General features: G+C 62.6%; 17 protein-coding genes. 6 read left to right on the top strand and 11 right to left on the bottom strand.

Annotated features, from left to right (window positions below; translation table 11 throughout):
* Nucleotides 1-43: 43 nt before the first annotated feature.
* The 5 genes from HX803_RS18700 to HX803_RS18720 all read left to right on the top strand — a co-directional run bounded on the left by HX803_RS18700 (nucleotide 44) and on the right by HX803_RS18720 (nucleotide 5349).
* The gene (locus HX803_RS18700; protein WP_178922493.1) at nucleotides 44-1084 is read left to right on the top strand and encodes a YCF48-related protein; all 1041 of its coding nucleotides are present in this window, start codon (nucleotides 44-46) and stop codon (nucleotides 1082-1084) included.
* Between the two features lie 15 nt (nucleotides 1085-1099).
* Nucleotides 1100-3475: an RND family transporter gene (locus HX803_RS18705; RefSeq protein WP_178922452.1), complete on the top strand. Its 2376-nt coding sequence runs from the start codon at nucleotides 1100-1102 to the stop codon at nucleotides 3473-3475.
* 79 nt (nucleotides 3476-3554) lie between these two features.
* Nucleotides 3555-3851, top strand: coding sequence for a DUF5629 family protein (locus HX803_RS18710; protein WP_178922454.1), 297 nt, complete (start codon nucleotides 3555-3557; stop codon nucleotides 3849-3851).
* Nucleotides 3838-5013, top strand: a complete 1176-nt coding sequence (locus HX803_RS18715) for a lactonase family protein (RefSeq protein WP_178922456.1) — start codon at nucleotides 3838-3840, stop codon at nucleotides 5011-5013. The genes HX803_RS18710 and HX803_RS18715 overlap by 14 nt, the downstream gene beginning before the upstream one ends.
* A gap of 156 nt (nucleotides 5014-5169) precedes the next feature.
* The gene (locus tag HX803_RS18720) at nucleotides 5170-5349 is read left to right on the top strand and encodes a hypothetical protein (protein ID WP_010210027.1); all 180 of its coding nucleotides are present in this window, start codon (nucleotides 5170-5172) and stop codon (nucleotides 5347-5349) included.
* A gap of 128 nt (nucleotides 5350-5477) precedes the next feature.
* On the opposite strand, the gene HX803_RS18725 is transcribed toward HX803_RS18720, so the two are convergent.
* The 11 genes from HX803_RS18725 to HX803_RS18770 all read right to left on the bottom strand — a co-directional run bounded on the left by HX803_RS18725 (nucleotide 5478) and on the right by HX803_RS18770 (nucleotide 18944).
* Nucleotides 5478-6071 carry a glutathione S-transferase gene (locus tag HX803_RS18725; RefSeq protein ID WP_178922458.1) on the bottom strand — a complete coding sequence of 198 codons (594 nt, stop codon included), beginning with the start codon at nucleotides 6069-6071 and terminating at the stop codon, nucleotides 5478-5480.
* On the bottom strand, nucleotides 6068-9706 hold the full coding sequence (locus HX803_RS18730; protein ID WP_178922460.1) for an AAA family ATPase: 3639 nt from the start codon (nucleotides 9704-9706) through the stop codon (nucleotides 6068-6070). The genes HX803_RS18725 and HX803_RS18730 overlap by 4 nt, the downstream gene beginning before the upstream one ends.
* Complete coding sequence (locus HX803_RS18735; RefSeq protein ID WP_178922462.1) at nucleotides 9703-10944, bottom strand: exonuclease SbcCD subunit D C-terminal domain-containing protein; 1242 nt, start codon at nucleotides 10942-10944, stop codon at nucleotides 9703-9705. Before HX803_RS18735 ends, HX803_RS18730 begins: the two co-directional genes overlap by 4 nt.
* A 137-nt stretch (nucleotides 10945-11081) precedes the next feature.
* Nucleotides 11082-11327 carry a DUF6124 family protein gene (locus HX803_RS32815; RefSeq protein ID WP_372339925.1) on the bottom strand — a complete coding sequence of 82 codons (246 nt, stop codon included), beginning with the start codon at nucleotides 11325-11327 and terminating at the stop codon, nucleotides 11082-11084.
* 119 nt (nucleotides 11328-11446) lie between these two features.
* Entirely contained in the window at nucleotides 11447-13087 is a 1641-nt protein-coding gene (locus HX803_RS18740) for a BatD family protein (protein WP_178922464.1), read from the bottom strand.
* The gene (locus HX803_RS18745) at nucleotides 13084-14823 is read right to left on the bottom strand and encodes a tetratricopeptide repeat protein (RefSeq protein ID WP_178922466.1); all 1740 of its coding nucleotides are present in this window, start codon (nucleotides 14821-14823) and stop codon (nucleotides 13084-13086) included. Before HX803_RS18745 ends, HX803_RS18740 begins: the two co-directional genes overlap by 4 nt.
* Complete coding sequence (locus HX803_RS18750; protein WP_178922470.1) at nucleotides 14820-15908, bottom strand: VWA domain-containing protein; 1089 nt, start codon at nucleotides 15906-15908, stop codon at nucleotides 14820-14822. Before HX803_RS18750 ends, HX803_RS18745 begins: the two co-directional genes overlap by 4 nt.
* Nucleotides 15901-16395, bottom strand: coding sequence for a DUF4381 domain-containing protein (locus HX803_RS18755; protein WP_178922472.1), 495 nt, complete (start codon nucleotides 16393-16395; stop codon nucleotides 15901-15903). The genes HX803_RS18750 and HX803_RS18755 overlap by 8 nt, the downstream gene beginning before the upstream one ends.
* Nucleotides 16392-17324, bottom strand: a complete 933-nt coding sequence (locus HX803_RS18760) for a DUF58 domain-containing protein (protein WP_178922474.1) — start codon at nucleotides 17322-17324, stop codon at nucleotides 16392-16394. Before HX803_RS18760 ends, HX803_RS18755 begins: the two co-directional genes overlap by 4 nt.
* A gap of 5 nt (nucleotides 17325-17329) precedes the next feature.
* Nucleotides 17330-18289, bottom strand: a complete 960-nt coding sequence (locus tag HX803_RS18765) for a MoxR family ATPase (RefSeq protein WP_123718598.1) — start codon at nucleotides 18287-18289, stop codon at nucleotides 17330-17332.
* 301 nt (nucleotides 18290-18590) lie between these two features.
* Nucleotides 18591-18944 carry a hypothetical protein gene (locus HX803_RS18770; RefSeq protein ID WP_178922476.1) on the bottom strand — a complete coding sequence of 118 codons (354 nt, stop codon included), beginning with the start codon at nucleotides 18942-18944 and terminating at the stop codon, nucleotides 18591-18593.
* A gap of 481 nt (nucleotides 18945-19425) precedes the next feature.
* Here HX803_RS18770 and HX803_RS18775 point away from each other — a divergent pair, with 481 nt between their 5' ends.
* A complete protein-coding gene (locus HX803_RS18775) occupies nucleotides 19426-24285 on the top strand; it encodes an NAD-glutamate dehydrogenase (RefSeq protein ID WP_178922477.1) in 4860 nt (1619 codons plus the stop codon).
* Nucleotides 24286-24314: the final 29 nt, after the last annotated feature.

Genomic DNA, 24314 nt, shown 5'->3' on the forward strand with positions numbered 1-24314 from the left:
ATAACAATAATAAATGGGAGAAAGGTCTATGAGTGAGCCTGTCATGGGTTGGGTTGTTTGCCGCCCACGCGCCGCACGCAGGGTTGCGTTGCTGGCCACAGCGCTCTCGCTGCTTGGCGCCGTCGCGTTGCCGACCGCCGTCCAGGCCGCCAGCGATACCCCCGCCGCAGCTGTGTTTGCGATTGAATCCCCCAAGGCCGCCAAGGGCCTGATGATCGACGTGGTCCACGCAGGCAAGCGCCTGGTGGCGGTCGGTGATCGCGGGCATATCCTCTATTCCGATGACCAGGGCGCTACCTGGACCCAAGCCAAGGTGCCCACCCGCCAACTGCTCACCGCCGTGTTTTTTGTCGATGACAAACAAGGCTGGGCCGTGGGCCATGATGCGCAAATCCTTGCCAGCACCGACGGCGGCGCCACCTGGACCCAGCAATACCAGGACCTCAAGCGCGAAGCCCCCTTACTCGATATCTGGTTCAACGACGCCAGCCACGGCCTGGCGGTGGGTGCCTATGGCGCGTTGATCGAAACCACCGACGGCGGCAAAACCTGGGAAGACGTCAGCGACCGCCTCGACAACGAAGACCAGTTCCACCTCAACGCCATCGCTCACATCAAGGACGCCGGCCTGTTTATCGTGGGCGAGCAGGGCAGCATGTTCCGCTCCCGCGACGACGGCCAGACCTGGGAAAAACTCGAAGGCCCCTACGAGGGCTCGTTGTTTGGCGTGATCGGCACGGCGCAAGCGCAAACCCTGCTGGCGTATGGCTTGCGCGGCAACCTCTACCGTTCCACGGATTTCGGCAGCACCTGGGAGCAAGTTGAGCTGAACGCGGCGCGGGGAGCGCTGGAGTTTGGCTTGTCGGGCGCCACGTTGTTGGATGACGGCGCCATTGTCGTCGTCGGCAACGGCGGCAGTGTGGTGGTCAGCCACGACGACGGGGTGACGTTCAGCGTGTTCAACCGGCCGGACCGCATTTCACTTTCGTCCGTTACGGCGGCAGGCAATGGCAACTTGATTCTGGCCGGGCAGGGTGGCGTTCGCGTGGCCACGCCGACCGGCGCCGAACCGACAAAACAATAAGAAGGCGGGAAAAGAATGAGCAGTCATCACAACGATAAAGCGACCTTTCTTGAGCGCCTGATCTTCAACAACCGCCCGGCAGTGATCGTGATCTGCCTGCTGGTGAGTATCTTTCTGTTCTGGCAGGCGACGTTGATTCGCCCGTCCACCAGCTTTGAAAAGATGATCCCCCTCAAGCACCCCTTCATCGAGAAGATGATGGAGCACCGCAATGACCTGGCGAACCTGGGCAACACCGTGCGCATCTCGGTGGAGGCCAAGGACGGCGACATCTTCACCAAGGAATACATGGAGACCCTGCGTCAGATCAACGACGAGGTGTTCTACATCAACGGCGTCGACCGCTCGGGCCTCAAGTCGCTGTGGAGCCCCAGCGTGCGCTGGACCGAAGTGACCGAAGAAGGCTTCGCGGGTGGCGAGGTGATCCCGCAGAGCTACAACGGTTCGCCGGAAAGCCTCGATCAACTGCGCAACAACGTGCTTAAGTCCGGCCAGGTCGGGCGCCTGGTGGCCAACGACTTCAAGTCGAGCATCGTCGATATCCCACTGCTGGAGTCCTACCCGGACCCGCAGGACCAGGGCAAGTTGCTCGCCCTGGACTATCAGAAGTTTTCCCACGAGCTTGAGGACAAGATCCGCACCAAGTTCCAGGAACAGAACCCCAACGTACAGATCCACATCGTCGGTTTTGCCAAGAAAGTCGGCGACCTGATCGATGGCCTGATCATGGTGGTGCTGTTTTTTGGCGTTGCTTTCGTGATCACCCTGGTGCTGCTGTACTGGTTCACCTGGTGCATCCGCAGCACCATCGCCGTATTGATCACCACACTGGTGGCGGTGGTCTGGCAGTTGGGGCTGATGCACGCTGCCGGTTTCGGGCTGGACCCGTACTCGATGCTGGTGCCGTTCCTGATCTTCGCCATCGGTATCTCCCACGGCGTGCAGAAGATCAACGGTATCGCCCTGCAATCCAGTGACGCCGATAACGCGTTGACGGCTGCGCGGCGCACATTCCGCCAGTTGTTCCTGCCCGGGATGATCGCGATCCTGGCCGATGCCGTGGGTTTTATCACCCTGCTGATCATCGACATCGGCGTGATCCGCGAACTGGCCATCGGCGCCTCCATCGGTGTGGCGGTGATCGTGTTCACCAACCTGATCCTGTTGCCAGTGGCGATTTCCTACGTCGGCATCAGCAAACGCGCCATCGAGCGCAGCAAGAAGGACGCACACCGCGAACACGGCTTCTGGCGCCTGTTGTCGAAGTTTGCCAGCCCGAAAGTCGCCCCGGTCTCGATCTTCCTGGCCCTGATCGCTTTCGGCGGCGGCCTCTGGTACAGCCAGAACCTCAAGATCGGCGACCTCGACCAGGGCGCGCCAGAACTGCGCCCGGACTCGCGCTACAACAAGGACAACAACTTCATCATCAGCAACTACTCCACCAGTTCCGACGTGCTGGTGGTGATGGTCAAGACCAAGGCTGAAGGCTGCTCGCGCTATGAGGCCATGGCGCCCATCGATCAGTTGATGTGGAAGATGCAGAACACCGAGGGTGTGCAGTCGGCCATCTCGCTGGTGACCGTGTCCAAGCAGATGATCAAGGGCATGAACGAGGGCAACCTGAAATGGGAAACGCTGTCGCGCAACCCTGATGTGCTGAACAACTCCATCGCTCGCGCTGACGGCCTTTACAACAACAATTGTTCGCTGGCGCCGGTGCTGGTGTTCCTCAACGACCACAAGGCCGAAACCCTCGACCGCGCGGTGCACGCGGTGCAGGACTTCGCCAAGGAGAACAACAAGGACGGCCTGGAATTCATCCTGGCTGCCGGCAACGCCGGGATTGAAGCGGCCACCAACGAGGTGATCAAGGAATCGGAACTGACCATCCTGATCCTGGTGTACCTGTGTGTAGCCACCATGTGCATGATCACCTTCCGTTCCTGGGCGGCCACCCTGTGCATCGTGCTGCCATTGGTGCTGACCTCGGTGCTGGGCAACGCACTGATGGCGTTCATGGGCATCGGCGTCAAGGTGGCGACCTTGCCGGTGGTGGCCCTGGGCGTAGGGATTGGCGTGGACTACGGCATCTACATCTACAGTCGCCTGGAAAGCTTCCTGCGTGCCGGTCTGCCGCTGCAAGAAGCGTACTACCAGACGCTCAAGTCCACCGGTAAAGCCGTATTGTTCACGGGCCTGTGCCTGGCGATCGGCGTGTGCACCTGGATCTTCTCGGCCATCAAGTTCCAGGCTGACATGGGCCTGATGCTGACCTTCATGTTGCTGTGGAACATGTTCGGTGCGCTGTGGCTGCTGCCGGCACTGGCGCGGTTCCTGATCAAGCCGGAGAAGTTGGCGGGGCAGAAGGGCAATTCGCTCTTCGCGCACTGATCGATTTAGACCATTGCCGCAAGGCACGGCGGGGGAATTGACCTATCATGTGTCTTTTCCCCCGCAGTGACTTCACATCATGACCGACGCAGCATCAGACCTGAGCAAAGCCCTCAACGACAGCGACATGCTGATCATCAACGGGCTGCACGCCTTCGACTTCACGTTTGACCAGCATCTGCTGATCGAAAGCATGGATGGCCGGGAACTCAAGCGTTGGAAGTTCAGTCCAGAACAACTGAATGCCGCCACCTTTGACGACAGCTTGCAGAGCTGGCTCTTGAACAACGAAGACGGGGAGCACCGTCTAGTCTGTTTGAGCGCGATCAAGGGCGACAATAACAACGACGAGGACGAAGCGGATGATGATGCGTAAATTCTGGCCCCTGCTGATGGCGGGCAGTGTCGGTGCCATGTCGGTGCAAGCAGCCCCGGCTGACACCTACGAATTGCTGGTAGGCAGCTACACCGCCGGTACCAGCGAAGGGATCTACCGCCTGCAATTCGACAGCCGCACCGGGCAGTTCAGCGGCAAGCCGGTGCTGGCGGCCAAGGCGGCCAACCCGTCGTGGCTGACGATCTCCAAGGACCAGAAGCACCTGTTTGTGGTCAACGAGAACGGCCCGGGCCAGAAAGACCCGGTGGGGCGCGTCAGCAGTTACAGCATCGACCCGCAGAACCACCAACTCACCTTGATCAACCAGGTGCAGAGCCTGGGCAACGAACCGACGCACTCCAGCGTGGCCGCCGATGGGCGTTACCTGTTCGTCGCCAACTATTCGGTACTGGAAGACCCGGGCGGCAGCCTGGCGATCCTGCCGCTCGACGCCAATGGCAAGTTGTCGGCGCCGGTGCAGTTGAGCGGGCACCCGGCCAGCCGCGTGAACCCTGAGCGCCAGGCGTCCAACCATGTGCACTCGGTGGTGTCTTCGCCAGACGGCAAGTACGTATTTGTGCAGGACCTGGGCGCGGACAAGGTGTTTGCCTACCGTTACGACCCCAAGGCCAACCATGAACTGCCGCTGACCCCGGCCAACCCGGCGTCGGTGCAACTGCCTCCAGGCAGCGGCCCTCGTCACCTGTTGTTCAGCGCCGATGGCAAGCATGCCTGGTTGACCACCGAGATGAGCGCGCAGGTGGCGGTGTTCGACTACAACGACGGCAAGCTCAGCCAGACCCAACTGGTGGACTTCGCCGCTGGCCAGCCGGTGTCCGACAAGGCCGGTGCAGCGTTGCATGCCTCCAGTGACGGCAAGTTCCTGTACGTGAGCAACCGTGGCACCGCCAACCAGATGCTGGTGTTCAGTATCGATCCGGCCACTGGGCACCTCAAGGAGCTGCAGCGCCGCACCGTGGAAGGCGACCACCCGCGCGAGTTCAGTCTGGACCCGAGCGGCAAGTTTTTGCTGATCGCCAACCAGAAAAGCAATGAAATCGTGGTGGTCGAACGTGACCCCAAGACCGGCTTGCTCGGCAAAACCGTGCAGAAATTGGCCATCGATGCGCCCAGCGACCTCAAGTTCCTGGTGCGTCAGTAAGCCGCAGGCCCCGTATTGCGGGGCCTGACCCTTTCTATTAATTCCATTAATAGCGGCTACTGTTTCAAAGCATTTCTAAGGTTCAACCCTCGGGCGTAAGTTTGGTTCCAAGGCCTTCACCGGCCACTCAACCAGACGAACACAAGGGTTACCGACATGAATTTGAATCTCTTCTCGATCATTGCCGCTTCCGCCGTTTCCGCCACTGTTGCCCTGCCTGCCGCCGCCAGCGTGGAAGTCACCGGTAAAAAATCCAGCACCAGCGCCTACACCCAGAAATACCTGCAACAAAGCGCCAACTTCTACGCTGCCCTGGATCACAAAACCCAGCAGTGAGCTAAACATCACCTGAATCAAAAGTGGGAGCTGGCTTGTCGGATCGCCGCACCGCTGCGATGCAGACACCTCGGTGTGTCAGTCATACCGAGGTGGGGCCATAGCAGGCAAGCCAGCTCCCACATTTGTCAGGGTTTAGCCATTACCGCCATGAACAATGGCGACGTCAGAAAGCGCTCAAGCCAAACCTGTAACCGCTTATACGAAGTTCCGGCAAACCACACTCGATCCACATGGGCATACTGACGCACGAAGGGCGCCAGTGCAGCATCCGCAAGGGTCAGGTGGTTGGCCACCAGGTAATCCCGCTCAGCCAGCAGGCCCTCCAGCTTTTGCAAGAACACCTCGCCCCCGGCCCGATAATGTTCCATCGGCTGCTCGGGGTAGCGCTCGGCGTACTTGTATCGATTCAAGTAATACTTGAAGTGCTGGTCGTTCTCGGCGATCAACGCCAATATCGCCGGGTCGCCTTGCAGCAACCAGTTATCCGGATCGTGCTGGGCCAAGGCCCACTGCATGATCTCCAGGCTTTCTTCGATCACTCGCCCGTCGACGCTCAACACCGGCACCGTGCCCTTGGGCGACAGCGCCAGCATCTCGGCCGGCTTGGCCTTGAGGCTCACCTCGACGATACGCACCGGCACGCCCGAGTAACGCAAGGCCAGCCGCGCGCGCATCGCATAGGGGCAGCGCCGAAACGAATACAGCAGCGCCTCGCTCACTTGACCTCCAGGGTGCTCAGGCCATTGCCTTGGCGTTTGACCTGGATCTGCACCGGGATGCGCTCGTGCATTTCCTGCACGTGGGAAATCACCGCGACCTTGCGGCCCTGGGCCTGCAAACCGTCCAGCGCGTCCATGGCCAACTGCAGCGATTCCGGGTCCAGGCTGCCGAAGCCCTCATCGATAAACAGCGACTCGATCTTCAACGTGCTCGACGCCATCGATGCCAAGCCCAGGGCCAGCGCCAGCGACACCAGGAAGGTTTCACCGCCGGACAGCGAATGCACCGAGCGCAGTTCATCGCCCATTTCCGTGTCCATCACCAACAAACCGAGCATGCTGCCGCCGCGCTTGAGGCGGTAGCGCCGTACCAGTTGGCGCAGTTGTACGTTGGCGTGGTGCACCAGCAGGTCGAGGTTGTAGGCCTGGGCGATTTTGCGGAACGTATCGCCGGTGGCTGAACCGATCAACGCATTCAGGCGTGCCCAGCGTTGCCACTCGTCGTAGGCCTGGGTGATCTGTTCGGCGAAGGCCTGGTTGGCATCCTGGCGGCGCTGGTCTTCGGATTGGCGCGCGCGCAGCTCGGCAACGAGTTTTTCGCTGTCGGCCAACTGCTGGTTGAGGCTGGCCAGGGCGCTGTCCAGTGCCTCGGCGTCGAGGTTGCCATTGTGCTGGGCCTGATGCTTAGCCAGCAGATGCTCGCGTTCTTGCAGCAGGACCTTGGCCTGCTCGACGGTTTTTTCGCTGTGTTGCAGTTGCTGGCGCAACTGGCTCACCTGGGTGTCGTCGTAGGCCAACAAGCGGTCCAGGCCGGCGTCGTCGAGTTCCGGATGCAGGGCTCGCCACTCGCTGAGGCGGCTGGCGAGGGTCTGTTGTTCGGCTTGCAATGCCTGCTCGCGCTCCTGCTGGGCCTTGAGGTCGGCCGCCAGCTGGATCAGGGCGTTGTGGATCTCTTGCAGCTGTTTACTGGCATCGGTTTCGCTTTGGCGTGAGCCGGTGACGGCCTGATCCAGCTGGTGTTGCCACTGTTCGGCACTGGCGTGCTCGCCGAGCAACGTGCTGAGCGTGGCCTGCGCTGCCTGTTGCTCGGCCGCCAGGTCGCTGACCTGTTGAACCAGCGTGTCGCGTAGCTGTTGGCGATGCTGTTGGTGGGTCTGTTCTTTCTCGATGGCCTGCTGGCGCTCTTGCCGCTCGGCCAGCTCGTCGCGTTGATGGCCCAGCTGTTCAAGGCGCTGGCTGACCTGCTGGTCCAACTGCATGAAGGTCGCGGCCGGCTCGGTGCGCAAGCCTTCCAGGGTATGCGCAGGCAGCAGGCTGGCGAAGGCGTTCAGTTCCTCGTCCAGGCGTTCGCGGTCGTTGGCCAATTCGCGTTGCTGGTCCACCAGCAATTGGCGCGCCTGTTGGCTGGCTTCCTGGGCGGCCTGCAGTTGTTGCTGCAGGCGGCCAGCGTTCTGTTGCAGGTTGAGCAGGGCACCTTGGCGTTGTTCGTCCTGGGTGATGCGCTGGGTCAGTTGGCCCAGTTGCTGGTCCAGCCAGGCGCTGCGTTTGGCCGCGTCCTGGTCGAACAAGGCCGCGGACAACGGGTGCGCATCCAGGCTTGGCTTGAGGGCTTGCTGTTGCGTCGCCAGCTGTTCCTGTTGTTGCAGGTATTCCTTTTGCTGGGCGATCAGACCGCCCACTTCACCGCGCAGCTCGGTGAGTTTTTCCTTGAGGGTGTCGACGGCCTTCTGCGCCGAGGCCTCTTCGGTTTCGTCATGACGACCCAGGCTTTGCAACAGGGCTTCGGGCTGGTGGTACGGGTGCTCGTGGCTGCCGCACACCGGGCACGGCTGGTCGTCCTGCAACTGTTCGCGCAATTCTTCGACGCTGGCGCTGCGAGCCAGGCGCTGGCGTTCCAGCAGCTGTTTGGTCACGCTCAGCGTTTGTTCGGCAACGGTCAATTCGGCTTTGGTTTGCAGGCCGGTCTGGTTCAGTTGCTCACGCTGCTGTTGGGCATCGGTGAGTTTTTGCGTCAGCGTGGCGCCTTGCTGGTCCAGCTGTTGCTGGCTGTCCCACAGGCGCGTCAGGTCTTCGAAGGCGCGCTGCTGTTTGCGATTGTCCTGCAACAGGCTGGCGAGCAATTGGATCTGCTCGGCCACCGCATGGGGTTCAGCGCCGGCTTCCTGGTACAGCAAGTCCAGGGCTTCGCGTTGCGCGGTGAACTGCTCGGCGGCGCGGGTGGCGCGTTCTTCCAGTTGCGGCAGTTCGGCGTGGCCTTTGTTCAGGCGATTGCCGATCAACATCAGCTGTTGCAGGCGGTCGCGGTAAGCGCTCCAGGCATCGCTCAGCGGGGCGAGTTCGGCGCTGTGCTCTAGCTCAGTCGCCAGGCGTTGCAAGCGTTCTGCGACCTGGTTCTGTTTGTCCAGCAGGCCTGTGAGCTGAGCCTGACCTTCGGTGCAGGCGTTTTCCTGCTGCTGTTTTTCTTCGGAGCGCTTGGCTAATTCGGTGGTTAAGCGGGTGAGGGTGCTTTGCTCTTCAAATGCCTGGCGCAGCAAAGGCCCTGCATCGGTCTGGTTTTTCAGGGCTGCGGCCAAGGCGGTTTGCGCGTTGGCTTGTTGTTGCTGAGCCTGTTCCTGTGCGGTATGCAGTTCAGCTTGTTGCTGGATGTGCGATTGAATCTGCACGGCCAACGGGGCGAGTAAGCCGCCGAGTTCTGCCTGGCGCGCAAACTGATGACGTTGCGGCGCCAACTGGTCCAGGCGGGTCAGGTCTTCGCGTTGCTGGCCCTGGTTCTCCCATTCGGCTTGCGCGCGCTGCAGTTGTTCGGTGGCAGCCAGCTGGCGTTCCTGCCAGTCGCGCAATTCCTTGAGCCAGGTGTGCTGAAGCTCAAGTTGTTTGAGCTGGGCTTGCTGGGTCTTGAGCTGCTGCTGCGCAGCGTCAAACTGCTGATCCAACTCGGCGCGTGCTTCGGGTGCCAGGGGAACCACGCCAACCGCCTGGTCCTGCAACTGCTTGTGTATGTCACGGGCCTCTTTAGCCTTGTCGAAGGCACGCCGGCCGAGCTGAGTGTAAAGGGCGGTGTCGGTGAGCTTCTCCAGCAGTTCGCTGCGCTCGTTGTCGTTGGCCTTGAGGAAGGCACTGAACTCGCTTTGCGCCAGCAACACCGCACGCGTGAATTGCTCGAAATTCAGCCCCAGGGCCAATTCCAGCTGGGTCTTGTATTCGGTTTTCTGGCTGGCCAGCAGTTGCTCGCTGTCCAGGTCGATCAGGCTCTGGCGGCTGTTCTGCAACTTGCCGCTGGCCTTGTCACGGGCGCGGTTGGCTTCCCAGCGCGCGCGGTAGCGCTTGCCGCTGACACCGACAAAATCCACCTCGGCATACCCGCCACCGGTGCCGCGACGCAGCAACGTACGTGGGTCGCCGATGGAAATATCGCTGTCGGCATCCGGCATTTTCGCCTGGCCGGTATCGCCCAGGCGCGGCACAGCGCCGAACAGCGCCAGGCACAGGGCGTCCAGCAGGGTACTTTTGCCCGCGCCGGTCGGCCCGGTAATGGCAAACAACCCGGCACTGGCCAGGGGCTCGGCGGTGAAATCGATCTCGAACGGGCCGGCCAGGGAGGCCAGGTTCTTCAGGCGAATGGCGAGGATCTTCATGGCTGTTCACCCTCCTGTTGCACTTCCTGGAGCAGCACGGCGAAGTCCTTCAAGGTCTGTTCGTCCACTTCGCTGCCGTAGCTGTCCTGCCAGGCACGGCTGAACAGTTCCTGGGGCGTGAGCTGGTCAAGTTCGACCAGGCGATCTTCGCCTTCCTCCTCACGGCTGCCCTTGCCGGCGTACTCGGCCGCGATGCGCACCAGGCGCACCGCCTTGCCTTGCAGGGCGGTTTCGATCTGCTGGCGCAGGTCGGGTTGCGGCTCGTCGAGGCGCACACGCACTTCCAGCCAGGGGTGACGCTGGGTTTCGGCGAGCAGGTCGATGTCCGGCAACTCGGCAAGCTGCGCGAGAATTTCCGCCAGGGGCGCGGCCTCCAGGCGTTGCAGGTCGACCGAGCGCGGGATCAAAATCGGTTCGACACCCACCAGGGCTTGGCCCTGGAACGTCACGTCAAGAATCTGATGCTTGTAGCCGATTTCGGAAAAAGACAGCGGGATTGGCGAGCCGCTGTAACGAATGCGCTCTTCGCCGTTGACCTTTTGCGGCTTGTGCAAATGGCCGAGGGCAACGTACGCCACGCTTCTGTCGAACAGCTTGGCGGGCAGTGCCTCGGCATTGCCGATGACCAGGCTGCGCTCGGAGTCTTCCGACACCGACCCACCGGCCATGTGCGCATGGCTGATGGCAATCAGCGCCTGGCCTTTCTTGCGCTTGGCGTTGGCGGCCGCGATCAGCCATTCATGCACCTGGCCGATACCCTGCAGGTAGTCGTCACCCAGTTGAGCACCGGTGACCTCTGCCGGGCGCAAAAAGGGCAGCGCCAGGCACCAGGCGGCGATCTTGCCCTTGGCATCCGGCAGGGGAATCAGCAGGCGCTCGGCATCCAGTTGGCCGTCATCCAGCCACAACACACGGCCCAGCGCGTGGGTGCGCAGGCGGCGCATCAGCGGCGCGGGCAGTTCAATGCGGGAGCCGGAATCGTGGTTGCCGGCGATCATCACGATGGTCAGCTTGGGGTTCTGTTCGTGGGCGCTGATGATGAAGTCATACAGCCGCTCCTGGGCTTTGAGCGGCGGGTTGACCGTGTCAAAGATATCGCCGGCGATCAGCAGCACATCCGGCAGCTGAGCCTTGAGCTGGCCCAGCAGCCATTCGAGAAAACAGGCGTGTTCGAAGTCGCGTTCCTGGCCGTGAAGATTTTGGCCCAGGTGCCAGTCGGAGGTGTGAAACAGACGCAAGGCGAACTCCGTGGAATAGATGAAAAGGAGGGGAGTTTACCTGTGTGGGAGCTGGCTTGCCTGCGATGGTGGTGTGTCAGTCGAAAAATCTGCTGGATGACACACCGCTATCGCAGGCAAGCCAGCTCCCACAGGGGTTACGCGGTGTGCAGGCAGTCCAGTGCGCGATCTGCAAGGGTTTTGGCGTTGATGATCAAATGCTCGGAGGCACCTGCCAGGTGGCGCTGGTCGCCCGTAAGCCCCTGAGTGACAGCACCCGCGGTGGCCGCTGCGCAGCGCAAGAGGTCGCAGATTTGGGGCAGGGCATCTTCGAAGCTGAGGTTTGGATGATATGGATTGCTGGCCTTTAAAAACGCATTTTGCCCAAGCGATGGTAATCCAATGTGGGAGCGGGCTTGCTCGCGAAGGCGGTGGTTCAGTCAGTTCATCTTTATCTGACACACCGCCTTCGCGAGCAAGCCCGCTCCCACATGTTGATTGTGTGGTGTCAGGGATATCGTGGTTATTTGGGGTACAGCGGCGGCAAGCTGGTGGTGTCGGTGGCCGGGTCTGCTTCGCGTTCGGCCATGGGAATGGCTTTTACCGCGCGCCACAGCTCTTCGCCCAACCAGTACTGGCCGCTTTCGCTGTACAGCGCGCCGTTGAGCCCATCCAGCGCATCCGACAGCGGCACAAACCGCGCCGCCATGTCGGCCAGGGTTTCCGGTTGCTGGCGGGCCCAGGCATCCAGGGCTTGGCGTGTCGCCTGAGGGTCGTTGGCCTGGGTGGCGCGTTTGAGGTCGTCGAGCAGCGTGCGTGGGCTCGGGCCGGTCTGCGCGGCACGTTGCACGGCCGGTTGCCGGCGCGCACGCCACCACAGGCCGAAACCCAGCAGCGTGGTGCAGGCCAGGATCAACGTGCTCAGTTGCCACAGCCACAGGCGCTCATCGTCCGGCGCAGTGATCACCGTGGGCGTGGCGGGGGTGTCCACCACCAGGCTCGGGTTGGTGGCCACTTGCAGCGTACGGGCGGGCAGGGTGGTGCGTTCGAGGTGGTCTTCATGGGTGTTCCACCACACCACTTCCACGGCCGGCAGTTCAACTGCACCCGCCCGGGTCGGCACCAGGGCTTCACGCTCTTCGCGGCTGCCGATCAGGCCGCGGTCATTGTTCTGGTTACCCAGCACCGGCTGGTCAGGGTAGCGGCGCAGGCCATTGATGTCGCTGCTGGGCAGGGCCGGCAACTGCGCACTGGACAGCCCCTCGGCCTTGACCGTGAGGCTGCGGGTCAGCGAGTCGCCGACCTGAACATGTTCAGGCTCCGGGTTCCAGCCTTCGGTGAGGCTCAGGCTGCGCGCCGGCAGCCAAGGCGCGTCGGCCGGGTAGAGGGCCGGCTTGGGTTTGACCGTCAGCGCCAGTTCGGCAGAGCTCACGTGGATCAGCTTGCCTGGCTTGGTCCCTTGCAGCGTGTTCTCCTGAGGCGGGCGCGACTCCACCAGCGTCGCGCTGAAGGTCTGCGCCGGAATCACCAGGGCCCCGCTGTGTTGCGGGTAGATCGCGTAGCGGGTTTCGATCACGCCGTGGCGGATGCTGTTGATGACTTTCTCGTAGGTGCGCGACTCACCCAATTGCTCGATGCGCGCATCGGGGATCTGCAGCGGCGTCAGGCTGCTGTCGTCATACAGCGACACCGAGTGATACACACGCACGGTCAGCAGCGCCTGGGCTTGCACGTACACCGAGCTTTGGTCGAGGTTGGCCTCGATGAACACCGGGGCCAGTTCGGCGGCGGTGTCCTGGCTGGTGGTCTCTACCACTTGCAGGGTGATGGGCTGGGTCTTGAGTTCGCCGACTTGCAGCGGCGGGATCACCACGCTGCCGTTTTCCTTGGGCAGCAGGGTGATGATCCAGCGCGTGGTCGCGTGGTTGTCGCCGCCCAGGGTGGTGAGCTGGTTGATCTGGCGCGTGCCGCTGACTTCAAACTGCGCGTCCAGGGGCGTCAGATCCGGTTTGCCGAACTGGGTCACGTCGCTGGATTCCACCGTCAGTTCCACCGTTTCCCCTGAATTGAGGCGGCTGCGGTCGACGCTGGCGACCAGGTTCGCCGCCTGGGCGTGGCCTGCCGTTAACGCGAGCAGAAGCAGTAGGGTGGGGCGGCGCATCATCGAGTCTTGTCCTGATGTTGTTGCTGTTCGTACCAGAATTTGCGGCGCAGCAGTTCGCCAGGGTTGTCCGGGATCTCCCGCAGCCATTGTTCCAGGGCCTGGCGGTGTTCGCCGTCGATGCTGGCATCGGCAGGGCGCAGGGGCGGGGTGGTGGTTTGCTCATCGCCCAACTCGCTGCCGGGTACTTCGTTACCGCCTGCCTGGGGTGTGGCGTTCGTCTGGGTGTCGCCGGCCTGCGCTTCGTCCTGGCCCTGTGATGACGGTTCTGCGCCAGTGGCACTTTGCCCGGTTGCGCCGGGTTGCGCAGTTTGGCCGGGTTGCGTGGTTTCGTCATCCTCGTTTTTTGCAGGCGTGGGCGGCTCGGGTTGCGCCTGTTCCTGCAGCAGGGTTTCCACCAGTGCCTTGTTTTTCAGGGCCGGTTGCAGGTCGGGCTGGGCTTCCAGGGCTTGCTCGTAAGCATCGATGGCGGCCTCCAGCTCACCGGCCTTGGCCAGGGCATTACCCCGATTGTAGTGGGAATAGGCGTCGTTGCCCTCGGCAAAGCGTTTGATCGCCTCGGCGTAGTTGCCCGCTTCGTACAGCGCCACGCCCTGCCATTGCGGGTCCTCGAAGTGCTCGGCCGCTTCGGCCGGGCGTTTTTGTTTGAGCAGGTACTGGCCTTGCTGGTCCGGGCGCAGCCACAGATCTTGCAGCTCAAAGGCATAGCTGGGTTGCGGCGCGCCGAGCAGCAGCAACGGCAGGCAGAACAACCAGCCCCGGCGCCCGGCGCACGCGGCCAGCAGCAACAGTGGCAGCAGCAGCCAATAGCCTTGGTCGGCCCAGGTGTCCAGGTGCAGCAACTGGCCGTCGTTGCGCAGGCTTTGCGGACCGTCGAGCATCCCGAGTTGGCGCAGGTCCTTGTCGTCCAGGCGTGCTGCTCGGTAGCGACCGCCCATCTCACTGGCGAAGGCCTTGAGGGTCGGGCTGTCGAGGCGTGGCACCAGAATCGCGCCTTGTTCGTCCTTGAGGAATTCGCCGCTTTCCTGGGTGACGGGCGTGCCTTCGCGGCTGCCGATGCCGAGGATCGACAGGCTTGGCGCTTGGCCACTTTGCAGCAGCAGGCGAATGCCCTGGCGTTCCTGTTTGGACAGCGACGAGCCCACCAGCAACAAGCGCCCCTGGCCCAGGCCGCCTTGCTTGAGCAGGCCCAGGGCTTTCTCGACGGCCAGGTCGGCACGATGGCCAGGCTGCGGCATGATTGAGGGGCGCAGGGCTTCGAGCAGGTTGCGGCTGGTGGCCAGGTCGTCCGACAGCGGCACCAGAGTGTGAGCGCTGCCGGCGTACACCACGATGGCGGTGGGGGCGTTGTCCCGCGCCTGCAGCAAGTCATACAGTTTGCGTCGCGCTTGTTCCAGACGGTTGGGCGGGCTGTCGGTGGCGAGCATTTCCGGGGTCAGTTCCAGCAGCACCACCAACGGGTCTGAAGGTTTCTGGCTGGACTGTTCCACCCGTTGCCAGCTCGGCCCGAGCAGCGCCAGCACGGCCAGCAGCCACGCGATACCCAGCACCACCCACGGCGATTTGCTTTCGCGGCCGTTGCCACCACTGAGCAATACCGCGTGAAAGGCCGGTGGCAGGATCATCTGCCAGCGCCCGGCGCGTTTCTGCCGGTGCCATAGCTGCCACAGCAGCCAGCCGAGCAACGGCAGCAGCAACAGCCACCAGGGGCGGAACAGGTGCGGCCACAGGTCGATCATCGACGCCTCCGCAAGCGCAGGCGTTTGAGGCGTTGGCGCCATTCCGGGTGCTGTTGCAGAAAATGGCCCTTGCTCGAGAGTTTGTTGAACAGCCGTTGCAGCGCGTTGTTCGGCCAGCGCTCCTGGATCACCAACAGCATGCTCAGCACCAACGCCAGGGCCAGTGGTGCGCTGTACAGCGCCTGGGCCGGGCGGGCCTGGGTGGGTTGCTGGGCCACGGGTTCGAGCTTGTCGAGGGTTTCCTTGATCTGCTGCAGTTCCTCGCCGTCACGGGCACGGAAGTAACGCCCGTCCGTGGCGTCGGCAATGGCCTTCAAGGCGGGTTCGTCGAGGTCCAGGCTCGGGTTCACGCCAAGGATGCCCAGGGAGCCGGTCTGCTCGGGGTCGGCGCCGATGCCGATCGGGTAGATCTTCACGCCTTCTTCAGCCGCCAGGCGGGCGGCGGTCAGTGGGTCGATCTGCCCGGCATTGTTGGCGCCGTCGGTGACCAGGATCAACACCCGGCTCTGCGCCGGACGCTGGCGCAGGCGTTTCAGGGCCAGGCCGATGGCATCACCGATGGCGGTGTTCTTGCCGGCGATGCCGATGCGCGCTTCGTCCAACCAGGCGCGCACGGTGCGGCGGTCGAAGGTCAACGGGGCTTGCAGGTAGGCCTGGCTGCCAAACAGGATCAGGCCTACGCGATCACCTTCGCGCTCTTCGAGGAAGTCGCCCAGCAAGTGCTTGACCAGCGACAGGCGGCTCACATCGTCGTCCTGCCAGTGCATGTCGGGGAAATCCATGGAGCCGGACACGTCCACCGCCACCAGCAAGTCGCGGCCACTGGCGGCAATCGGCAGGGGTTCACCGAGCCATTCCGGGCGCGCTGCGGCGGTCAACAGCAGCAGCCACAGCACCACAAACGGTGCCTGTTGGCGCCAGCCAGGCAGGTTCACGCGGGCGCGGCGGCGGGCCAGGCCTTCGAGGTCGCTGAGGTAGCTGACTTTCAGCGCCGGTTCGCCGCTGTCGGCCACCGGCAGCACGAGCCGCATCAACCACGGCAAGGGCAACAGGACGAAGATCCACGGCCAGGCGAACTCAAACATGTTTGCGAATCCAGGTGTCGACGGCCTGGGTGAGGCCGGCGATGGCCTTGTCGTCCAGTTTGCATTCGGGTTTGTAGGCGCCTTCCACCAGCACCATCCAGCGCGTCAGGCCCGCCGCCGGGCAGCGGTTGTCGAGGAAGGCCAGCCATTTGCGCCCGTTGAGGGTATGGCTCTGGCTGTAAGGGTAGTCATTGCGACACAAGCGCTTGAGCAGGCCGTTGAGTTGCTGCAGCCACGCGCCGGCGGGCGCGCCATCGTAAGGCTTGGGCATCAGCGCCAGTTCGGCGAGGGCCGCGATGCGCAATGGGTCCAGGGGTTGTTCGGCGCGGGCCACTGGGCGCCGGGATGGCAGGAAGCGGCGCAGCGACCACAGGCCCCAACCCAACAGCGGGATCACCAGCAGCAACAGCCACCAGCCCGGCGCAGGCGGCCAGAAGCCGATGGCCGGCGGCGCGATCAGCGGTTGCAGTTGGTCGAGGCTGCTCATTGCTTTTTAACCGGACGTTGCGGGTTGAGGTATTCGCGCAGTTGCTCGACCATTTCGCTCTGGGTGCTCAAGGGCATCAGCAGGACTCGCAGTTTCTGCGCAAGCAGTTCCCAGCGTGCAATGCGTGCTTCGGCCTGGGCCTTGTAGGCCTGGCGCAAATCGAAGTTCAGCGTGTCCAGTTCCAGCTGTGCGCCTCTTTCCGCGAAGCGAAGCAGCCCGGCGGCGGGGAGGGCGTGGTCCAGCGGGTCGGAGATGGGCAGCAGCAACAGGTCGCAATGGCGTGACAAAAGACTCAGCTGTTGCTCGGCACCTTCGGTGAGGGCGCGCTCATCACAGATCACAATCACCAGGCTGCCCGGGCGCAGCACTTCGCGGCCCCGGCGCAAGGCCATGCCCAGCGCGTCGGCTTCGGGGCGGCTCTCGGTGTTCAGGCTCTGGTTCACGCGCACCAGGCGGTTGAGCAGTTGCAGCAGGCTTTGCTTGCTGCGCCGGGGTTTGATTTCGTAGTGCTCGCTGTCGCCGAACACCAGCCCGCCGACGCGGTCGTTGTGCCCCAGGGCAGCCCAGCCGATCAGGCTGGCGGCCTGCGCGGCGAGCACCGACTTGAACATCTGCCCGGAGCCGAAAAACAGCCGGCAGCTTTGTTCCACCATGATGAAGATCGGCCGTTCGCGCTCTTCGTGGAACAGCTTGGTGTGGGGCTCCTGGGTGCGTGCGGTGACGCGCCAGTCGATGGTGCGCACGTCGTCCCCGGCCTGGTAGACCCGCACCTGGTCAAAGTCGACGCCGCGCCCGCGCAGTTTGGAGTGGTGCAGGCCGATCAACGGGCTGCGTTGGCTTGGGGTGGAAAACAGCTGCACTTCGCGCACGCGATGGCGCATCTCGATCAATTCGCTGAGGGTGACGCGGATACCATCGCTTGCGTTCATGGGGATCAAGCGACGGCAACGACGTCGAGAATGCGCTGCACCACACGGTCCTGGTCAACACCGGCCGCTTCGGCCTCGAACGACAGAATGATGCGGTGACGCAGCACGTCGAACAGCACCGCCTGGATGTCTTCCGGGCTGACAAAATCGCGACCGGCCAGCCACGCGTGGGCGCGGGCGCAGCGGTCGAGGGCGATGGAACCCCGTGGGCTGGCGCCGTAGGCAATCCACTCGGCCATTTCCGGGTCGAACTTGGCCGGCGTGCGGGTGGCCATGACCAGTTGCACCAGGTATTCCTCCACCGCGTCAGCCATGTACAGGCCAAGGATTTCCTTGCGGGCGGCGAAGATGGCTTGCTGGCTGACGCGGCGCTCGGGCTTGGTTTCACCGTTGAGGGCTTCACCACGGGCCTGTTGCAGGATGCGTCGCTCGACGGCGGCGTCCGGGAAGCCGATTTTCACGTGCATCAGGAAACGGTCGAGCTGGGCTTCGGGCAGTGGGTAGGTGCCTTCCTGCTCGATAGGGTTTTGCGTGGCCATCACCAGGAACAGCGGTGACAGGTCGTAAGTGCTGCGCCCCACGCTGACCTGACGCTCGGCCATGGCTTCGAGCAACGCGGATTGCACCTTGGCGGGGGCGCGGTTGATTTCGTCCGCCAACACCAGGTTGTGGAAGATCGGCCCTTGCTGGAACACGAAGCTGCCGGTTTCCGGGCGGTAGATCTCGGTGCCGGTAATGTCGGCGGGCAACAGGTCGGGGGTGAACTGGATACGATGGAACTGCGCTTCAATGCCTTCGGCCAACTCTTTGATGGCCTTGGTCTTGGCCAGGCCCGGGGCGCCTTCGACCAGCATGTGGCCGTCGGCGAGCAGGGCGATCAACAGGCGATCGATGAGTTTTTCCTGGCCGAGAATCTGCGTAGAAAGAAAGGTTCGCAGCGCAAGCAGCGCTTCACGATGTTCCATCGATGACGGTTCCTGGAGAGATTAGCCCGGGTGTCGATCAAAAACACCGGGCTTGGGAGGCTTACTTTAATGCATCGAAGGGGGTGGCGACTAACGGCGCGCGGAGTATTTTTAGGAAAATTTGTAGGAATAGTGTGTGGGCACCCGCAATTGTTGTAGTGAGCGGGCTCGCCCCGCGCCAGCAGCGCCGCGATCCAAAACCCCACACCTCGGTCTCCCTGAAACACCGCAACGCCCCAATTGGGGCGGCTTCGCCACCCGGCGCGGGGCAAGCCCGTTCACTACAGGCAATGGGGGCGCGTCAGGTGCGAATGTAGGTGCCGGTGCCCTTGAGGATGTTTTGCAGGGTTTCTTCCACTTCGGCCAGGTCCGAGGCAGCGGTGGCATGGGTGATCTCCAACCGGTCCTTGCCGCCCAGTGCGTCGGCATCGCCGGCTGCCAGTTCTACCAGCAGTGTTGTGGTGCTCAGGGTGATCTTCAGCCCGTCCAGGGTCGACGGCTCGTAGTCCCAGGTCAGCTCCACTTCTTCTTCGTCCGGGTAACGACTCAGCATGAACATCTCGCCGTTCTTGCCATGGCAGCAGAGCATGGCCATGTTGTCTTCTTCGTCGTCGCATGGGGTGGCCATCAGGGCGTCGGTTTTCAGTTGCAGCATGGGCAATCCTGTCTGGGATAAGGCGTAATGCAGGCGATTGTGCCATTGGCGCGAATTTTGTGCTGCATCCTGTGTCAGACCTCTGGCATGACCTTAAGGTGACTATCAGTCATTTTCGGTACTCGTGGCCGTGAAAGATGCCAGTTTTTTCACCACAAATTCAGGGTTGCGAGAGTCGCAACCCCAAGCCTGCGTACCGATGACCGAATATGTCGCAGCGTCGCAAGCAGCTGTCTTCCTACACTCGTTAAGCTGCGCAACGGATGTGCTCTGTGCCGGGAGTCTGACCTGCCCGTCGTACCGTCGCCTGGCGTGGGGTGCATCTCATGGAAGTTGTATGTGACCTGACTGTCTTGTCCAGCTTCACCCACCTGTCACTCCGATTCGCTATGGTTAACGTGCGAACAGAGCTGACGGTCTCCCCGCAAGGGGATAACACGCGACGCTTCCATCAATAACAAGCCCAAGCGGAGTACCACAGATGGCGTTCTTCACCGCAGCCAGCAAGGCCGACTTCCAGCATCAACTGCAAGCGGCACTGGCGCAGCACATCAGTGAACAGGCACTGCCACAAGTGGCGCTGTTCGCTGAACAATTCTTCGGCATCATTTCCCTCGACGAACTGACCCAACGTCGCCTTTCCGACCTAGCCGGTTGCACCCTCTCTGCGTGGCGCCTGCTTGAGCGCTTTGATCACACCCAACCGCAGGTGCGGGTCTACAACCCCGATTACGAACGTCATGGCTGGCAGTCGACCCACACCGCGGTCGAAGTGCTGCACCATGACCTGCCATTCCTGGTGGACTCGGTGCGTACCGAGCTGAACCGTCGCGGCTACAGCATCCACACCCTGCAAACCACCGTGCTCAGCGTGCGCCGTGGCGCCAAGGGCGAGTTGCTGGAAATCCTGCCAAAAGGCACCCAGGGCGAGGAGATCCAGCAAGAATCGCTGATGTACCTGGAAATCGACCGCTGCGCCAACGCCGCCGAACTGAACGTGCTGAGCAAAGAGCTTGAGCAGGTACTGGGCGAAGTGCGCGTGGCCGTGGCCGATTTCGAACCGATGAAAGCCAAGGTCCAGGACCTGCTGGCCGGTATCGACGCCAGCCAGTTCGCCATCGACGGCGAAGAAAAAGCCGAGATCAAGAGCTTCCTGGAATGGCTGGTGGGCAACCACTTCACCTTCCTCGGCTATGAAGAGTTTGTGGTACGTGACGAGGCGGATGGCGGTCATATCGAATATGACGCCGGTTCGTTCCTCGGCCTGACCAAGTTGCTGCGTGCCGGCCTCACCGCCGAAGACACCCGCATCGAAGACTACGCCGTGGCTTACCTGCGTGAACCGACCGTGCTGTCGTTCGCCAAGGCTGCGCACCCAAGCCGCGTCCACCGCCCGGCGTATCCAGACTACGTGTCGATCCGTGAGATCAGCGCCGACGGCAAGGTCATCAAGGAACACCGTTTCATGGGCCTTTACACCTCCTCGGTGTATGGCGAAAGCGTGCGAGTGATCCCGTACATCCGTCGCAAGGTCGCGGAAATCGAGCGCCGCTCGGGCTTCCAGGCCAAGGCTCACCTGGGCAAGGAACTGGCGCAGGTGGTTGAAGTACTGCCACGTGACGACCTGTTCCAGACCCCGGTCGACGAGCTGTTCAGCACCGTGATGTCGATCGTGCAGATCCAGGAGCGCAACAAGATCCGCGTGTTCCTGCGCAAGGACCCGTACGGCCGTTTCTGCTACTGCCTGGCCTACGTGCCACGCGACATCTACTCCACCGAAGTGCGCCAGAAGATCCAGCAAGTGCTGATGGATCGCCTAAAGGCGTCGGACTGCGAGTTCTGGACCTTCTTCTCCGAGTCCGTGCTGGCCCGTGTGCAACTGATTCTGCGGGTCGACCCGAAGAACCGCCTCGACATCGACCCGCTGCAGCTGGAAAAAGAAGTGGTGCAGGCCTGCCGCAGCTGGCAGGACGACTACTCGAGCCTGGTGATTGAAAGCTTCGGCGAAGCCCAGGGCACCAACGTGCTGGCCGACTTCCCGAAAGGTTTCCCAGCCGGCTACCGCGAGCGCTTCGCCGCGCATTCGGCCGTGGTCGACATGCAGCACCTCAACAGCCTGACCGAAGCCAACCCGTTGGTGATGAGCTTCTACCAGCCGCTGGGCCAGGTTTCCGGCCAGCGCGAGCTGCATTGCAAGCTCTACCACGCCGACACCCCGCTGGCCTTGTCCGACGTGCTGCCGATCCTGGAAAACCTCGGCCTGCGTGTGCTGGGTGAGTTCCCGTATCGCCTGCGTCACGCCAATGGCCGTGAGTTCTGGATCCATGACTTTGCGTTCATCGCCGCCGAAGGCGTGAACCTGGATATCCAGCAGCTCAACGACACCCTGCAGGACGCGTTCGTGCACATCGTGCATGGCGACGCCGAGAACGATGCATTCAACCGCCTGGTACTCACCGCCGGCCTGCCGTGGCGCGACGTGGCGCTGCTGCGTGCCTACGCCCGTTACCTCAAGCAGATCCGCCTGGGCTTCGACCTGGGTTACATCGCCAGCACCCTGAACAACCACACCGACATCGCCCGCGAGTTGACCCGGTTGTTCAAGACCCGCTTCTACCTGGCGCGCAAGCTCACCAGCGAAGACCTGGAAGACAAGCAGCAGCGCCTGGAGCAAGCGATCCTCACGGCACTGGACGACGTTCAGGTGCTCAACGAAGACCGCATCCTGCGTCGCTACCTGGACCTGATCAAGGCCACCCTGCGCACCAACTTCTACCAGACCGACGCCAACGGTCAGAACAAGTCGTACTTCAGCTTCAAGTTCGACCCGCGCGCCATCCCCGAGCTGCCTAAGCCAGTGCCGAAGTTTGAAATCTTCGTCTACTCGCCACGTGTCGAAGGCGTGCACCTGCGTTTCGGCAACGTTGCCCGTGGCGGCCTGCGCTGGTCCGACCGTGAAGAAGACTTCCGTACCGAAGTGCTCGGCCTGGTAAAAGCCCAGCAAGTGAAGAACTCGGTCATCGTGCCAGTAGGTGCGAAGGGCGGCTTCCTGCCGCGTCGCCTGCCTCTGGGCGGCAGCCGGGACGAGATCGCGGCCGAGGGCATCGCCTGCTACCGCATCTTCATCTCTGGCCTGTTGGACATCACCGACAACCTGAAGGACGGCGCCCTGGTGCCACCGGCCAACGTCGTGCGTCATGACGACGATGACCCGTACCTGGTCGTCGCGGCGGACAAGGGCACCGCAACCTTCTCCGACATCGCCAACGGCATTGCCATCGACTACGGCTTCTGGCTGGGTGATGCGTTCGCTTCCGGTGGTTCGGCCGGTTACGACCACAAGAAAATGGGCATCACCGCCAAGGGCGCGTGGGTCGGCGTGCAGCGTCACTTCCGTGAGCGCGGTATCAACGTGCAGGAAGACAGCATCACCGTGGTGGGCGTCGGCGACATGGCCGGTGACGTGTTCGGTAACGGCCTGTTGATGTCCGACAAGCTGCAACTGGTCGCGGCCTTCAACCACCTGCACATCTTCATCGACCCGAACCCGAACCCGGCCACCAGCTTCGTCGAGCGCCAGCGCATGTTCGAGCTGCCGCGTTCGGCCTGGACCGACTACGACACCAGCATCATGTCCGAAGGCGGCGGTATCTTCTCGCGCAGTGCGAAGAGCATTGCCATCTCGCCGCAGATGAAAGAGCGCTTCGACATCTCGGCCGACAAGCTGACCCCGACCGAACTGCTGAACGCCTTGCTCAAGGCACCGGTGGACCTGTTGTGGAACGGCGGTATCGGTACCTACGTCAAGGCCAGCAGCGAAAGCCATGCCGACGTGGGCGACAAGGCCAACGACGCCCTGCGCGTCAATGGCAACGAGCTGCGCTGCAAGGTGGTGGGCGAGGGCGGTAACCTCGGCATGACCCAACTGGGTCGTGTGGAGTTCGGCCTCAATGGCGGCGGTTCCAACACCGACTTCATCGACAACGCCGGTGGCGTGGACTGCTCCGACCACGAAGTGAACATCAAGATCCTGCTCAACGAAGTGGTGCAGGCCGGTGACATGACCGACAAGCAACGCAACCAGTTGCTGGCGAGCATGACCGACGAAGTCGGCAACCTGGTGTTGGGCAACAACTACAAGCAGACCCAGGCACTGTCCCTGGCGGCGCGCCGTGCCTACGAGCGTGCGGCCGAGTACAAGCGCCTGATGAGCGACCTGGAAGGCCGTGGCAAGCTGGACCGCGCCATCGAGTACCTGCCGACCGAGGAGCAGCTCACCGAGCGCGCCGCGACCGGCAAGGGCCTGACCCGTCCGGAACTGTCGGTGCTGATCTCGTACAGCAAGATCGATCTCAAGGAAGCGCTGCTCAAGTCGCTGGTGCCGGATGACGACTACCTGACCCGTGACATGGAGACCGCGTTCCCACCGAGCCTGGTGGCCAAGTTCGGCGAGGCCATGCGTCGTCACCGTCTGAAACGCGAGATCGTCAGCACCCAGATCGCTAACGACTTGGTCAACCACATGGGCATCACCTTCGTTCAACGGCTCAAAGAGTCGACCGGCATGAGCCCGGCGAACGTGGCGGGTGCCTATGTGATCGTGCGCGACATCTTCCACCTCCCGCACTGGTTCCGTCAGATCGAAGCCCTGGACCACCAGGTTTCCGCTGACGTTCAACTGGAGCTGATGGACGAGCTGATGCGCCTGGGCCGTCGTGCTACGCGCTGGTTCCTGCGCAGCCGCCGCAACGAGCAGGACGCTGGCCGTGACACCGCGCACTTCGGTCCGCACCTGGCAGCGTTGGGCCTCAAGCTCGACGAGCTGCTGGAAGGCCCGACCCGCGAAGGCTGGCAGAACCGCTACGGCAAATACACCGAAGCCGGTGTGCCTGAGCTGTTGGCACGCATGGTTGCCGGTACCACGCACCTGTACACCTTGCTGCCGATCATCGAGGCCGCTGACGTGACTGGGCACGACGCCGCCGAAGTGGCCAAGGCCTACTTCGCCGTGGGCAGCGCCCTGGACTTGCCATGGTACCTGCAGCAGATCAGCGATCTGCCAGTGGCCAACAACTGGCAGGCCCAGGCTCGCGAAGCCTTCCGCGACGACGTGGACTGGCAGCAACGCGCGATCACCATCTCCGTGCTGCAAATGGCCGATGCGCCGCAAGACATGGAAGCCCGCGTGGCCCTGTGGCTGGAGCAGCACAAGGACATGGCGGAGCGTTGGGTGGCGATGATGGTGGAGATTCGTGCTGCGGTGGGCACGGACTACGCTATGTACGCAGTGGCCAACCGTGAGTTGCTGGACCTGGCGTTGAGCGGTCAGTCGGTGCTGTAACCGGTTTGATCCCTCGGTATAAAACAAAA

It is taken from the genome of Pseudomonas sp. P7548, from assembly GCF_013386585.1.
GTDB lineage: Bacteria > Pseudomonadota > Gammaproteobacteria > Pseudomonadales > Pseudomonadaceae > Aquipseudomonas.